The sequence below is a fragment of the Saprospiraceae bacterium genome, assembly GCA_016713025.1.
In the GTDB taxonomy this organism is placed as follows: Bacteria; Bacteroidota; Bacteroidia; order Chitinophagales; family Saprospiraceae; genus OLB9.
On the sequence record JADJPZ010000004.1, the window covers coordinates 4,120,388 to 4,134,921 of the forward strand.

General features: G+C 36.7%; 12 protein-coding genes and 1 pseudogene. 12 read left to right on the forward strand and 1 reads right to left on the reverse strand.

All coding sequences use genetic code 11. The annotated features are described in order from the left end of the window. Window positions 1–86 precede the first annotated feature (86 nt). Window positions 87–1,622 (reverse strand): 2,3-bisphosphoglycerate-independent phosphoglycerate mutase, encoded by a 1,536-nt coding sequence (locus IPK35_23925; GenBank protein ID MBK8056233.1) that lies wholly within the window; start codon window positions 1,620–1,622, stop codon window positions 87–89. A gap of 199 nt (window positions 1,623–1,821) precedes the next feature. On the opposite strand from IPK35_23925, the gene IPK35_23930 reads away from it, so the two are divergent. From IPK35_23930 to IPK35_23985, 12 genes and pseudogenes are all read left to right on the forward strand, one after another. Beyond that, window positions 1,822–2,202 (forward strand): DUF4783 domain-containing protein, encoded by a 381-nt coding sequence (locus IPK35_23930; GenBank protein ID MBK8056234.1) that lies wholly within the window; start codon window positions 1,822–1,824, stop codon window positions 2,200–2,202. A 375-nt stretch (window positions 2,203–2,577) separates the two neighbouring features. Next, window positions 2,578–3,237, forward strand: coding sequence for a CDP-alcohol phosphatidyltransferase (locus IPK35_23935; protein MBK8056235.1), 660 nt, complete (start codon window positions 2,578–2,580; stop codon window positions 3,235–3,237). Window positions 3,238–3,297: 60 nt separating this feature from the next. Then, a pseudogene (locus IPK35_23940) lies at window positions 3,298–3,998 on the forward strand (CDP-alcohol phosphatidyltransferase family protein). An 8-nt stretch (window positions 3,999–4,006) separates the two neighbouring features. Continuing rightward, on the forward strand, window positions 4,007–4,951 hold the full coding sequence (locus tag IPK35_23945) for an inositol phosphorylceramide synthase (protein MBK8056236.1): 945 nt from the start codon (window positions 4,007–4,009) through the stop codon (window positions 4,949–4,951). Between the two features lie 54 nt (window positions 4,952–5,005). Then, complete coding sequence (locus tag IPK35_23950; protein ID MBK8056237.1) at window positions 5,006–6,322, forward strand: inositol-3-phosphate synthase; 1,317 nt, start codon at window positions 5,006–5,008, stop codon at window positions 6,320–6,322. Window positions 6,323–6,406: 84 nt separating this feature from the next. Next, window positions 6,407–6,868 carry a phosphatidylglycerophosphatase A gene (locus IPK35_23955; GenBank protein MBK8056238.1) on the forward strand — a complete coding sequence of 154 codons (462 nt, stop codon included), beginning with the start codon at window positions 6,407–6,409 and terminating at the stop codon, window positions 6,866–6,868. A gap of 17 nt (window positions 6,869–6,885) precedes the next feature. Beyond that, window positions 6,886–7,296, forward strand: coding sequence for a GtrA family protein (locus tag IPK35_23960; protein MBK8056239.1), 411 nt, complete (start codon window positions 6,886–6,888; stop codon window positions 7,294–7,296). Window positions 7,297–7,692: 396 nt separating this feature from the next. Further along, a complete protein-coding gene (locus tag IPK35_23965) occupies window positions 7,693–10,410 on the forward strand; it encodes a transglycosylase domain-containing protein (protein ID MBK8056240.1) in 2,718 nt (905 codons plus the stop codon). A gap of 17 nt (window positions 10,411–10,427) precedes the next feature. Continuing rightward, window positions 10,428–11,762, forward strand: a complete 1,335-nt coding sequence (mtaB, locus tag IPK35_23970) for a tRNA (N(6)-L-threonylcarbamoyladenosine(37)-C(2))-methylthiotransferase MtaB (protein ID MBK8056241.1) — start codon at window positions 10,428–10,430, stop codon at window positions 11,760–11,762. Between the two features lie 86 nt (window positions 11,763–11,848). Beyond that, a complete protein-coding gene (gene vanZ, locus IPK35_23975; protein ID MBK8056242.1) occupies window positions 11,849–12,256 on the forward strand; it encodes a VanZ family protein in 408 nt (135 codons plus the stop codon). A gap of 6 nt (window positions 12,257–12,262) precedes the next feature. After that, complete coding sequence (locus IPK35_23980) at window positions 12,263–13,180, forward strand: energy transducer TonB (protein MBK8056243.1); 918 nt, start codon at window positions 12,263–12,265, stop codon at window positions 13,178–13,180. A 761-nt stretch (window positions 13,181–13,941) separates the two neighbouring features. Beyond that, window positions 13,942–14,505, forward strand: a complete 564-nt coding sequence (locus tag IPK35_23985; protein ID MBK8056244.1) for a LemA family protein — start codon at window positions 13,942–13,944, stop codon at window positions 14,503–14,505. Window positions 14,506–14,534 lie beyond the last annotated feature (29 nt).

Here is a 14,534-nt window from a genome sequence, read left to right on the forward strand (position 1 = left end):
TTAAAAATTATATAATATAGTGCAATTTTGGGATACACCCAATAATATTGATAACTTTTAATTCATGGTCCGACTGCAATCCGTTTTCATTTTTTATGCACAATCACATTTCCTGTCATTTCTGCAGATGCCGGCACTTCCATTATGGATAGTATACTTGGAGCAAGATCGCCCAACTTACCATCAGAGACCTCATAATTGTTTTTATCCACATTATTTCCGGTAAAAATCACAGGAACAGGATTGGTCGTATGCGCCGTATTTGGGCTTCCGTCAGCATTGACCATCAAATCAGAATTACCATGATCGGCAATGATAATAGCTTTATAATCATATTTATACAAAGTATCCAATAGCCTGCCCAAACAAGTATCAACAGTCTCCGCAGCCTTTATGGCAGCTTTAAAGTCACCGGTATGACCCACCATATCTGCATTTGCATAGTTGAGACAAATAAAATCAGGTTTCTTCTCGTCAATGTACGAGATGAGCTGATCTGTAATCTCAACGGCACTCATTTCTGGTTTTAGATCATATGTCGCTACCTTTGGAGATGGAACCATGATGCGATCTTCACCAGCAAATTTATCTTCTACTCCGCCATTAAAAAAGAAAGTGACATGCGGATATTTTTCAGTCTCTGCTATACGCACCTGAGTGCCTCCGGCTTCACTGATCACCTGACCTAAAGTATTTTTAAGATTGTCCTTTTCGAACAAGACTTTAATATTTTCAAATGTCTGATCGTAATTGGCAAAGGTGACATAATACAGTCTCAACTTATGCATATCATACTCATGGTAATCTTTTTGAGTCAATACTTCTGTCAGCTGTCTTGGTCTGTCTGTCCGGAAATTGTAAAATATCACCACATCGTCTTCGTGGATCAAAAAATCGCTTTTATTGAGATTGGCATCGTACATAGGCATCATAAACTCATCAGTTATGCCCTGATCATAACTTTTTTGTATATCAGCCATCAAATCCTGTGAAGCCTGTCCTTTACCGTTGACCAGAAGATCATAGGCAAGCTTTACTCTTTCCCATCGTTTGTCTCTGTCCATAGCATAATATCTCCCTACTATGGTGGCCAAATGGATATTTGTCTTGTCTATAACCGGAATTACTTGTTCTAAGTAAGCCTTACCGGATTTAGGATCAGTATCGCGGCCATCCATAAATGCATGGATATATACTTCCACTTCTCCAGCATAATTTTTTAAAATTTCACAAAGACCAATCAAATGATCAATATGGGAATGTACACCACCATCAGACACCAACCCCAAAAGATGAATTTTTTTTGTGTTATTGGCAGCAAACTGAACAGCATCGACAAATACCTGATTGGACAGCAGTTCTTTTTCTCTGATGGCCTTGTTTATTCGTGCCAGTTCCTGATACACTACTCTTCCTGCCCCGATATTGATATGCCCTACTTCAGAATTACCCATTTGTCCTTCAGGCAGACCTACGTTTTCGCCAAATGTGATAAGTGTTGCATTGGGCTGAGTTTCCAGAAGATGGTCCATCACAGGTGTAATAGCGGCTTCAATAGCTGAGACGTCAGGATTGTGATTGATTCCCCATCCATCAAGTATGATTAAGGCTAATTTATTCATTACTTTTACTCTCTGATTTTTGTGAATAATATTTATATAGTACGTTGATTTACAGCGTAATATTTATAAAAAATGGCTTTAAATAAAATTTAACTAAATAAATGAAACTAAAAAGATTAACTTTTTCGTTTAAGCAGTGTGCAAAAATACAAAATTTAAATTGATTGCTAAATTATTCATAACAAAAACAAACGTATTAGTGAAACATATCTTTTTTATGCTTTTTATAACTTCTCATTTTTACTTAGTAGGGCAAAATGAAAGTTCATTCATAAATGCACTAAAAAATGCAGAAACAACCTCCATGGAAGTGTATCTGGAAGACAAAATTGACTTTTGTATATTTGAAGACCAACAAATTCTGCCCAAAAGGTCTGCGATGTTAAAACTCAAAGACTTTCTGAATAGCAATAAAATAACCAATGCAGAAGTCATTCACAAGGGCACATCAAAAGATAAGTCATCTCAGTACAAAGTTGTTAAAATAACAACTGCAAAGGAAACATTCCGCATGTTTGTCTATGCATCGGGTGAAATAGGAGCTAAAACCATTAAGGAAATCAGAATTGACAAGTTTTGATAATGGTTTGATGACCTTCATGTTAAGAGAAAATCCATGGATGACGTATTTTATTAATTCTCGAATTGACACCTTCAAATCCACAAATTGCCTGGCTTAAGTATTGATTGAACCACCTTCTAAAGACACTCTTACCTCTTCAAATAACCTCAAAATAAATCAGGTTACCATTTCAACCCTCTTTAAGAAACAGTAATGCATAATAGGGATTAGACAATATAACTTTTTTTATTTCAATACTAAAATTATGGACACTCGGACCAAAAATTATATGTAAGCTTTTAAACTTATTTATAAATATTATGTCGTAATATGTTTAATCTTGTCTGGTTTGAATATTAATATAAATTCAAACTAAAATTTAATCAAAATCAGATGTCCGATAAACCTGAAAAAAAAAGAGTCAGAACTAATATATTAAAAAACTCCGAAGCTTCTGCAATTGCTTTTTTGTGTAAAATAATGCCTTCCTGGGTGACATCTGATATTTTAACCTTTATTGGTTTTACCGGTAGTTTAATGGTTGCCGCAGGTCTTTATCTTGGTACAGAAAATCGATTTTGGTTAGTATTTAGTATTTTCGGATACGCTGTTGGGTGGTTTGGTGATTCTCTGGATGGCAGGCTTGCTTATTACAGAAATATACCGAGGAAATGGTACGGTTGGGCATTAGACATTTCTGTGGACTGGATTACTGTTTTTATCATGGGTGCAGGGTATTATTATTATTTTACGGACTACAAAGTTTTTGCTTTTGTTTTCGTTTTTGCTTATGGGTGGGCGATGATCAATACCTTGTTGAAGTATAAAATTACAAACAGTTATAGTATAGATACTTTTTTGATGGGTCCTACAGAAGTCAGAATTATTATTTGCTTTTTCTTAATTGCTGAAATATTTTTGCCTGGAAGTTTATTGGTTTTTGGTATCGGAGGCAGTCTCCTCTTAGTTATTTTCAATATCAGTGATTTAGTCCAAATACTCAAATTTGGGGATATCAGAGATCTTGAAGAAAAAAGCCAAAAGTCGAAATGAACTAATATATCTAAATTTCATTTCTTAGTCCTTATATTTGTGCTTCCTAATTAAGTTTCGATGACATCAGATTGGAAAACAACAGGTCAGAGTCTGGTTTATAAGGCAATAGATCCGTTCATAAAGTTGCTGATAGCAATTGGAATTACACCCAATATGGTCACATTCACAGGTATGATCATCAATATGGTTGCAGCAGCAGTTTTGATACATGGTGCAGAAAAAGCTGACAGGAATGATCATCGGGTGGTAGGATTGGCAGGAGCAGTGATATTATTTGCAGGATTGTTTGATATGATTGATGGCAGGCTGGCTCGTGTTGGTAAGACTGAATCTGTATACGGAGCGCTTTACGATTCAGTTTTGGACAGATATAGTGAGATGTTTATGTTTTTAGGTATATGTTATTATCTGGTGGCGCATCATTATTTTTTGAGTTCACTTTTTGCTTTTATAGCTATGATTGGCTCAATAATGGTGAGTTACACCCGTGCAAGGGCAGAAGGCCTTGGCGTAAAAATGGCAGATGTCGGTTTTATGCAACGACCGGAGAGAATACTCCTCATAGGCATCAGTGCCATAGTTTGCGGTATCATGTCCGGAGTCATGGGATCAGAATTTAAAGTCTCAGTGAATTGGCTGCCGTTTCCATTGATAGAAACAATAAGCTTTTTTACTTTTCCAATATTTTTATTAGCTGTTTTTCAAATATCACGGCATTCTCCCGCCTAAACCATGCAAAAAAGGTATTAACAAACTAGTGTAGTTGATGAGGCGTTTGATAAAATTTAAAGAAGATCTCTTCCCTTTAGAAAAACAACACCTATTTGTGATGGGCGGATTTAGTCTGATGTATTTAAGTTGGACAGGTTTAGTAGTAGGATTCAGGAATGATCACAGAGATTTTATCATATTTTTAATATTTATGTTTTTGACTCACAGGGTCACACGTACTATAGTTTACTCATTTATTTTTTTTGTATTTTTCTGGATCATTTATGATTCTATGAGGGTTTTTCCAAACTATACTATTAATGAAGTCAATATTGCAGAACCCTATGAAATTGAAAAAATGCTTTTTGGAATAAACCATGTCGGTAACACATTAACTCCTAATGAGTTTTTAAAACTAAACGCACACCCTTTTTTAGACTTTTTAAGTGGTTTTTTTTATTTAACCTGGGTACCTGTTCCATTAGCATTAGGTATTTATTTATATTTCAAAGATAAAAAATTATTACTTCAGTTTAGCGCAGCCTACCTGTTTACCAATTTATTAGGATTTGTGATTTATTATGTATATCCAGCTGCACCTCCGTGGTATTATGAAACTTATGGAGACCAGAAGCTTTTTGACATACCGGGAAGTGCTGCTCAATTGGTAAGGTTTGACCAAATTGTAGGTTTTCCTGTCTTTGAAAATATTTATACAAAAAATGCTAATGTTTTTGCAGCAATACCATCATTACACGCCGCATATCCTGTTGTAACCTGGTATTATGCCCGAAAAAAACAACTGTTTATAGCCTCATGGCTGATTTTAATTGACGTTGCAGGTATATGGTTTGCAGCTGTGTATTCCAATCATCATTATGTCATCGATGTCTTGCTTGGGTTAGCCTGTGCGATCGCTGGAATATTTATTTTTGAAAAATTTCTTAGAAAAGAGACATTTGAAGATCTAATAAGTAAATATCTGCGTTTCATTAATTGACACAAGTAATATACTTTACATATCTATTTCGTAAAAATTAAATATTAATATACAATGGCAAAAAAGATTAAAATTGAAAAACCCAAAGGCAAGTTAGGGATTCTGATGCCGGGCTTAGGGGCTGTGGCGACAACCGCCATCGCAGGGGTGATCGCTGTAAACAAAGGGTTGGGACTACCTATTGGCTCATTATCCCAAATGGGAAGAATGAGGGTAGGTAAAAGAACTGAAAACAAACAGCCATTTATAAAGGATGTAATTGAATTACAATCGCTAAAAAATGTTGTATTTGGTGGTTGGGATATTTTTGAAGACAATGTATATGAATCAGCCAAACATGCCGGAGTTTTGGAAGAGTCGTTATTGAAAAAAATCAAACCCCAGCTTGAGAAAATAAAGCCCATGAAGGCGGTTTTTGATCATGAGTACGTCAAAAGACTTGATGGCAAGTACTTTAAAAAAGGTAAAACCAAAATGGAACTTGCTGAGGCCCTTATGAAAGATATTGAAAAATTCAAAAAAGAAAACGATTGTGACCGCTTGGTGATTGTGTGGTGTGGTTCTACTGAGATTTTTATCAAAGAATCTGAAGTGCATCAAAGTGTCGAGTCACTTGAAAAAGGACTGAAAGAAAACCACAAAGATATCCCTCCAAGCATGATTTATGCTTATGCCGCTGTCAAAATGGGTATCCCTTATGCAAATGGAGCACCAAATTTATCCTGTGATATACCTGCCATGGTAGAACTTGCCAAACAAACAGGTGCACCCATAGCAGGTAAGGACTTTAAAACAGGCCAAACTTTGATGAAAACCGTAATTGCTCCGGGTCTTAAGGCCAGGGCTATAGGTATCGAAGGATGGTTCTCTACCAATATTCTTGGTAACAGGGATGGTGAAGTACTCGATGATCCGGACAATTTTAAGACTAAAGAAGTTTCAAAATTAGGCGTTCTGGAAGAAATTCTTGAACCAGAACTGTATCCTGAACTATATGGAGATCTTTATCATAAAGTCAGAATCAATTATTACCCACCACGCGGGGACAATAAAGAAGGTTGGGATAATATCGACATCAGAGGCTGGCTCAACTATCCAATGCAGCTGAAGGTTGATTTCTTGTGCAGGGATTCTATCTTGGCTGCGCCATTAGTGCTGGATCTGGCTATATTCCTTGATCTTGCCAAAAGAGCTGGTTTGTCAGGTATTCAAGAGTGGTTGTCTTTTTATCTTAAATCTCCTCAATCACCCAAAGGTGTACATCCTATTCACGATATCTTTAAGCAACTCAACAAAATGGAAAATACCATCAGATATCTTGCAGGCGAAGAGCTTATTACCAATCTGGGATTGGATTATGAAGCATACTAGTAAAATTGGGATCTTTAGCGTGGGTTTAAACACAGATTGAACACACTCTAAAGATCCCTTCTTAAAAATGTTATGGTTCTAAAATTGAGTAAAATCATTGCTACTTTTTTTGGTCTGGGGTATGCTCCAATTGCCCCGGGGACTTTTGGTGCGTTGGGAGGTTTTATCATTAGCTTTATTTTACTTAAAATCGGACTGGACTTCAATACTTTCCACCTTTTACATATTTTTCTGATTGTTGTATCATTTTTTGCCGGTATTTTTGCTTGTAAAAGGTTAAGCAGCCATTGGGGTCACGATCCTTCAAAAGTGGTGATTGACGAAACTTTGGGATTCTGGGTAAGCATCCTTTTTCTTCCTCAAAATATTTTGAGCCTGGCAGCTGGATTTGTCTTATTCAGATTTTTTGATATTCTAAAACCTTGGGGAATCAGGAAGATTGATAACTTAAATAGCACTTACTCCATAATGCTGGATGATGTTGTGGCGGGAATATACACTAACATCATACTACAATTTGTATTTTGGATGTTTGTTGATATATAAAAAATCCTATTATTTGTATGAAAGATGCAAATGTACCTTCAGAAAAACCCACATTCCGAAAAGCCTTTATCCGGTCACAATTAGTAAGCTTAGGATCAACAGCTATTGACTTTTCATCGTCATTGATTTTACATCACTTATTGGATGTATATTATGTTACTGCTACCACTATTGGGTCAGTATTTGGGGCTGTAACCAGTTTTATTCTAAGCAGAAACTGGGTATTTTTAAATCGACATGGCCATATCAGAAAACAAATAGTACGATTTTTAATTATCAATACCTTCAGTATTTTTGCCAATACCACAGGAGTCTTCTTTTTTAAGGAAAATTTTGATTTTTCATTTTTAGTAAGCAGAATTTTAGTAGCTGTCCTGATTGGTATTTTTTTTAATTTTTTAATGAACCGTTATTTTGTATTCCGATAATGATAGGATGTATAACAAATTGCACTTGTTTTTCAGTGTTCTTTTTAATAATTGGTAAAAACGTGGTTGAATTGGGCGTGGGTCGTCACTTCAGAGCCTGCCAAGCTATGCTTGGGAATGAGGGTAGCGGGCAGTTTAAACAATTTTAGTGCAAAAATGAGATACACCCCACTTTTTCAGTGTTCTTTTTAATAATTGGTAAAAACGTGGTTGAATTGGGCGGGTGGTCTCAAGCGTAGCTTGACAAGCTCTTCAGTGCCTGCCAAGCTATGCTTGGGAATGAGGGTAGCGAGGAAGAAATATGAATGTGTGCAATGTGTTATGCACTCATGATGATATATTTGCTACTGATTTGTGAAAAAAAAGTTACTTTTGCATCCCAATCAATGTTTGTGAATGAACAACTTCATAAAAATAAAAAATAAAATTACATCTGCATTAAGCAATGTCGCTAAGCCAGTGACACAACCTATTGCAAATGCTATAGCACCCTATAAGGCTAAATGGGACAAGTGGGTTTATCCGGTTACACACGCCTGGGATGTATATAAGCAACGCAATCCCCGGGAATCAAAAGTAGTATCCTGGATATTTACCTTGATCAAATGGCTATTTATTTTTGTTTTCACGATAGTGCTGTTAACTTTGTTTGGAGTTTTCGGTAGTCTACCCACATCCGAAGATCTCAGAAATATAGAAACTTCCAATGCATCTGAAATATACTCATCAGACAATGTGTTAATCGGAAAGTTTTTTACTGAAAACAGAACAACAATAAAACTTGACAGCATTTCACCTTATTTAATTACAGCTCTGTTAGCTATAGAGGATAAGCGCTTTTTCGAACACAGTGGAATAGACCTCAGGTCATGGATGAGAGCATTTAAAGGAGTGGCAACCAATACGCAGAGTTTAGGGGGTGGATCAACATTGAGCCAACAGCTTGCTAAAAACTTGTATCCAAGAAAAAAATACAATATCCCCGGATTAAGTCTTTTTATCAATAAAGTACGGGAAAACATTATTTCTATCCGGCTTGAAAGAATATACAACAAAGAGGAACTTCTTACTATGTACCTCAATACAGTACCTTTTGGTGGTACCAGATTTGGCATACAGGAGGCTTCCAGATATTTTTATAAAAAACGTCCAAAAGCACTAAGTCCTGATAAGGCTGCGACTTTAATAGGGATGCTCAAAGCAACTACTGCATTGGATCCGACCAGAAATCCGAAGAATTCTGAAAAAAGAAGAAATCTTGTATTGAGCCAAATGCTCAAAAATAAAGATTTCAGGTTTGAGTCAGATGAAATGTCCACCATATCCCACATGATCAATACCGGCTCAATCAATGAAAAACAATACAACGAATTGATCAAAAAGCCAATTAATGCTGCCCAAAATGAAGATATTGGAAGTGATGACGGGCTTGGGACTTATTTCAGAGAGTACCTTCGTACAAAAGAACTTCCTAAAATATTGAAAAACGTCACCAAAGAAGATGGTTCTTCCTACAATATCTATACTGATGGCCTCAAAATACATACCACACTCGACAGCAAAATGCAAAGGCATGGTGAAGCGTCAGTCTACAAGCATATGTCTTACATTCAAAAAGAGTTCTATAAGCATTGGAAAGGGTATAAAGATGAAAAACCCTGGGGTGATGATAAATGGATAGAAGAACAAGTCAAAAGAAGTGAAAGGTACAAATTGCTGAAAGAATCGGGTAACTCTGACAAGGCCATAGATTCAATATTTAAGATTCCTGTCCCTATGAAGGTTTTTGCATGGACAGATAAGCCTGTAGAAAGGGATACAATGATGTCACCTTTGGATAGTGTACGTTACTATTTTACCATGTTGAACACAGGATTTATGGCAATGGACCACTCCAATGGCTATGTAAAAGCATGGGTAGGTGGTACTGATTTTAAGTATTATAAGTATGATCATAATATCAGCAAAAGACAGGTGGGATCTACATTTAAACCTATAGTGTACACTGCCGCGATAGCTGATGGTATGAGTCCGTGTAAATACTTCCACAACAGGGAAATCACCATTGAAGACTGGTCTCCGAAAAATTCTGACAACAGATACGGAGGATATTACTCACTCACCGGAGGATTAGCTTATTCAGAAAATGTGATTGCAGCACAAGTTATCGAAAAAGTGGGTATTCAAAAAACTATAGACATGGCGGCCAGATTAGGCATCACAGCTACGTTGCCACGTGAATTTGGAATCAGCCTCGGCGCTTGTGAAATATCACTTTATGACATGATGACAGCATACAGTACTATTGCTAATAACGGGTACTTTACCGAACCTATCGCTGTACTAAAGATAGAAGACAGATATGGTAAGGTGATATATGATTATGAAAAACTATCTGCAGCAAGGAAAAAAAATCAGGTACTTGACTCCACTACTGCGTATACCATGACCCGGATGATGCAACATGTCATCATTTATGGCACAGCAAACAATCTGAAGAGTCAATATTGCAAGCATTGTGATTTTGCCGGTAAAACAGGGACTACTCAGAACCATTCTGATGGTTGGTTTATAGGTTATAACCCAAAAATCATAACAGGAGTATGGGTAGGTGGCCCAAGTCCCGCAGTGAGATTTCGAAATATGGCATATGGTCGAGGTGCCGCACTGGCTATGCCGATTGTCGGCAATTTCTGGTATAAACTTTCTATAGATCCGAAATTTGCCAGTCTGACTCAGGAAGAATTTGTTAAAAATGAAAAAGTGATTTCTGAAATGGGCTGCCCCTTAAGACTTGGTTTTAATCCGGATAAATATTTTGCTGTCATGGGTGATTCTATCTTAAGAGATTCAATGATAAGGACAGGATTCAGAGGATTGAGAGACATTGTTGAAGAATTATATCCTGAAGAGGTGGTAGACGAATCAGCCCCTGTAGATGGTGAAAGCGGTGAAGTCTTGAGTGAAAATCCGGAAACAATGATAAAAAAACCAAATGAAACTCCTTCTGGCGATAACAAGCCGTCAGATAAGAAAAAACCGGATGACTCAAAGAAAAAGGTAGATGACTCAAAGGAAAAACCTAAAGATCCTCCTAAAAAAGGTAATGGCTAAATATAGTTATATCACTGATGGCAACACCTCGCACTGTAGCTTTCCATACACTTGGCTGTAAGCTCAATTTTTCAGAAACTTCAAGTATAAGGCGCTCCTTTGAAGATAGCGGTTACTCTACTGTAGATTTTGAAGACGGTGCAGATATTTATATAATTAATACCTGTTCTGTCACAGATTTTGCAGATAAAAAATGTAGGTACGAGGTCCGCAGAGCACTAAAACACGCCCCACAAGCTAAAATCGTAGTTGTGGGCTGCTATGCACAACTAAAACCGAAAGAAATTTCTGAAATTCCTGGTGTAGACCTTGTCTTGGGTGCAGCTGAAAAATTCAATATCCTGAAATATATTGATGGAATTTCGGCATCTTCAGACAAAGGCATGATTATCGCCGGTGAAGTTAAAGACGCCAATAGTTTTGTTGATGCATTTTCTTTTGGAGACAGGACCAGATCATTTTTGAAAGTTCAGGACGGATGTGACTATAAATGTTCATTTTGTACCATACCTCAAGCCAGAGGAGCCAGCAGAAGCGATACCATCGAAAATGTAGTTTCCAATGCGCAAAAAATAGCTCTGCTCGGTGTCAAAGAGATAGTGCTTACAGGAGTAAATTTAGGGGATTTTGGAAATGGCACTGATGTCATAGAAGGCAACAAACCCAAAAAAGAATCCCTTTTTATTGACCTGGTCAAAGCTTTGGACACCGTCGAAGGTATTTCAAGATACAGAATTTCATCTATTGAACCCAATCTGTTGACAAAGGAAATCATAGACTTTGTAGCACAATCAAAAAAATTTGTACCTCATTTTCATATACCATTACAGTCAGGTAGTGATAAGATACTACAGGCCATGCGAAGAAGATATCAACGAGAGCTGTACAAACAAAGAGTAGAATGGATAAAGAATACTATACCCCATTGTTGTATTGGAGTAGATGTTATCGTGGGATTTCCGGGAGAAACAGATGATGACTTTATGGATACATACAATTTTATCCATGATCTGGACATCAGTTATTTGCATGTATTTACTTATTCAGAACGAGCCAACACTCCTGCAGCGGAAATGAATGATAGTGTGCCCATGGAAGTAAGAAGACAAAGAAACGATATGCTGCGTATCCTATCCTTAAAAAAGAAGAAACATTTTACTGAGCCCTATATTGAAACAGTACAAAATGTACTTTTTGAGCACTCAAAAGACGAGCATCACTTGCATGGCTTCACTGACAATTATATCAAAATATCCTTGCCAAAATCTGACAACCTGATAAATACTATCGGAAAGGTAAAACTTATGCGTTGGGATGAAGACCATGAAACTATTATAGCAGAATTATGTTGACCCAAGAAGTTTTCTGACTTTATAAACTAATTTGTTATTGATATTTAAAGTTGAAAAACCGCAAACTTTAAAATAAAAAAATATTTTTGAACACACACCAAAATAACCCAATAGGACATCTAAGAATTATACTCATAAAGATGAGTGATAAGTTCTACTTTGGATTGGCGATATTTTGGACTATTCTTACATTATATCTGTCTCTTATTTCCGCAAGGTCAGCATCAAAATTCAATATCTGGGATTTTACCGGAACAGACAAATTGGCTCATTTGATTTTTTATGCTGTATTTTCCTTTTTGTGGTGTATGAGCTCAAGAAAAAGAAATGTTGAAAAAAAATATGTATTATTTTTTTCTATTTCTTTTGGTGTATTAATGGAAATTTTTCAACTTTACCTCTTCAACGGTAGATCTTTTGAACTTTATGATATTTTAGCTAATATTATTGGTTCAATAATCGGAGTCATATTATTTCAAAAATTTATTAATTAACAAATCATGTTCAAAGAATTAGAAGTCTCGGGTACAGGTGTGGGATTGATTTTTGTTGGATTGGTTCTGTTGACCATAGGGTTAGTTTTCTTCTTCAGGAGAAAATATAATTCCTATAAACTACAGGACCTGATCGATACAAATGCAGGCAAATCCCATGAAACACTAAGTCAGCGTACCAAGTTTCCTGAAATGGATGTATTTAAGATTTCAGGATCATTTTTTAACTACGGGATGACTGCTGCTGTAGCTTTGGCACTTGTAACCATGAGTTGGACTACTTATGAGAAAAAAATCAAAGTAGATCTCAGTGACTTGGTTCTTGAAGACGAAGTAGAAGTAGAAGTTCCTCGTACTGCAGAACCACCGCCACCACCGCCACCGCCACCACCGCCTGTCATTCAGGAAGTGCCGGATACTGAGGTGATTGAAGACGATCAGCCTGCTTTTGAAAATCAGGAAGTTACTGAAGAAACCAAAGTAGAAGCCCCTGTAGTGGAGAAAAAAGCACCACCACCACCACCGCCACCACCACCACCAGCTCCGGTTGAAGAGGAAATCTTTAAGGTTGTGCAGCAAATGCCTCGTTTCCCCGGATGTGAGGACAAAAAAACAGATAAAGAAAAAGAAGATTGCGCCAAAACAAAAATGTTGGAGTATATCTACAAGAACCTAAAGTATCCTGCTATTGCCAGAGAAAACGGTGTGGAAGGACAAGTAGTACTACAGTTTGTCGTGGATAAGGATGGAAGTATCGCTGATGCTAAAGTTGTGCGAGATATCGGAGCGGGCTGTGGGGCAGAAGCGGAAAAGGTAGTAAACGGAATGAACAATATGGGCCAGAAATGGATTCCCGGAAAGCAGAGAGGAAGACCCGTAAGAGTACTATACACCCTACCTGTAAAGTTTAAACTCGAAGGATAACCAGAGAGATAAAGAATCAGAATAAAGTGTTTTCAAAAGGGGCAGAAATTAAATTTTCTGCCCCTTTGTTTTTACCAGTGTTATGGTAAGTGTTGAATGACGGATCAATAATAAGTAGGGTCTGCTGAAAAAGTAGCATCACTCAGTTTTCATAAAGCTATTGGTTTGGTTAATTGTTCAAAAAACAAGCGATAGTGAACATGAACGTAGTGTAGTGCAAAGCACCAAAGGCGGGTAAGCCTTTGACGAAGTGAACCGCTAGCGGATGGGCAGAAAAAGTGCGTCTATTGCCAATGATAAATATTTGATGTAAAAGACGGAAAATCAAGGCACTAGACAAAGCATTTTGACATGAGAGAGAACGTTGCTTCGCAATCGCCTTTTTTGAACTAGCGTTTTTGGTTACTTTTTTTCTGGGTAAGCATTCCAAAGGAATATGTGAGAGCAAAAGATGCAAAAAAGTGACTGCCGTCCGCATAGGACAATTTTAAATCAAAGTGCAAAGGTTTTATTCACAATAAATTAAAAACCTTGCACTTGTGTAAAATTATAATTGAATAAAATATTGAAATTCAGCAACATATAAAATATTCAGCAAATTCTAAGTAGATTTTCCTTTTGATCAAGGCGAGGGTTCCCGACCCTAGCATAACACTAGATTAAACGTATAAACCTGATGTTTTATCCGATTTTAGATTAGTTTCGACGGAATTTGGAACTATCGCACGATACTATTTGTTGTAAGTTCGAATTAAAATAAAATATTAACCATGTTTGTAATCTTAGGAATTTTAGTTGTAGTAGGTCTTATCATCATGTCTATGTACAACAAACTTGTATCGTTAAAAAATCGTGTACTCGAAGCCTGGAGCGGTATAGATGTACAACTCAAAAGAAGGTATGACCTCATACCAAATCTGGTAAACACTGTCAAAGGATATGCTGCACATGAAAGCGGTACTTTAGAAAAAGTAATTCAGGCCAGAAATCAGGCAATGTCAGCAGGTAGTAGTGGAAATATAGGTGCTCAGGTCCAGGCTGAAAATGCACTTTCCGGTACTTTAAAATCACTTTTTGCACTTTCAGAAAACTATCCTGATCTGAAAGCAAACACAAGTTTTATACAGCTACAGAACACCTTAGGTGAGATAGAAGAAAATCTCAGCAATGCCAGAAGATATTACAATGCATTGGTACGAGATAATAATACAGCTATGGAAGCTTTTCCATCCAATCTGATAGCCAATAATTTTAATTTCGGAAAGTTTGACTTCTTTGAAATTGAAAATGACGCTGAGCGCCAGAATGTAGAAGTGAAGTTCTGACATTCATTTTAAATACTATTTTCTTATCG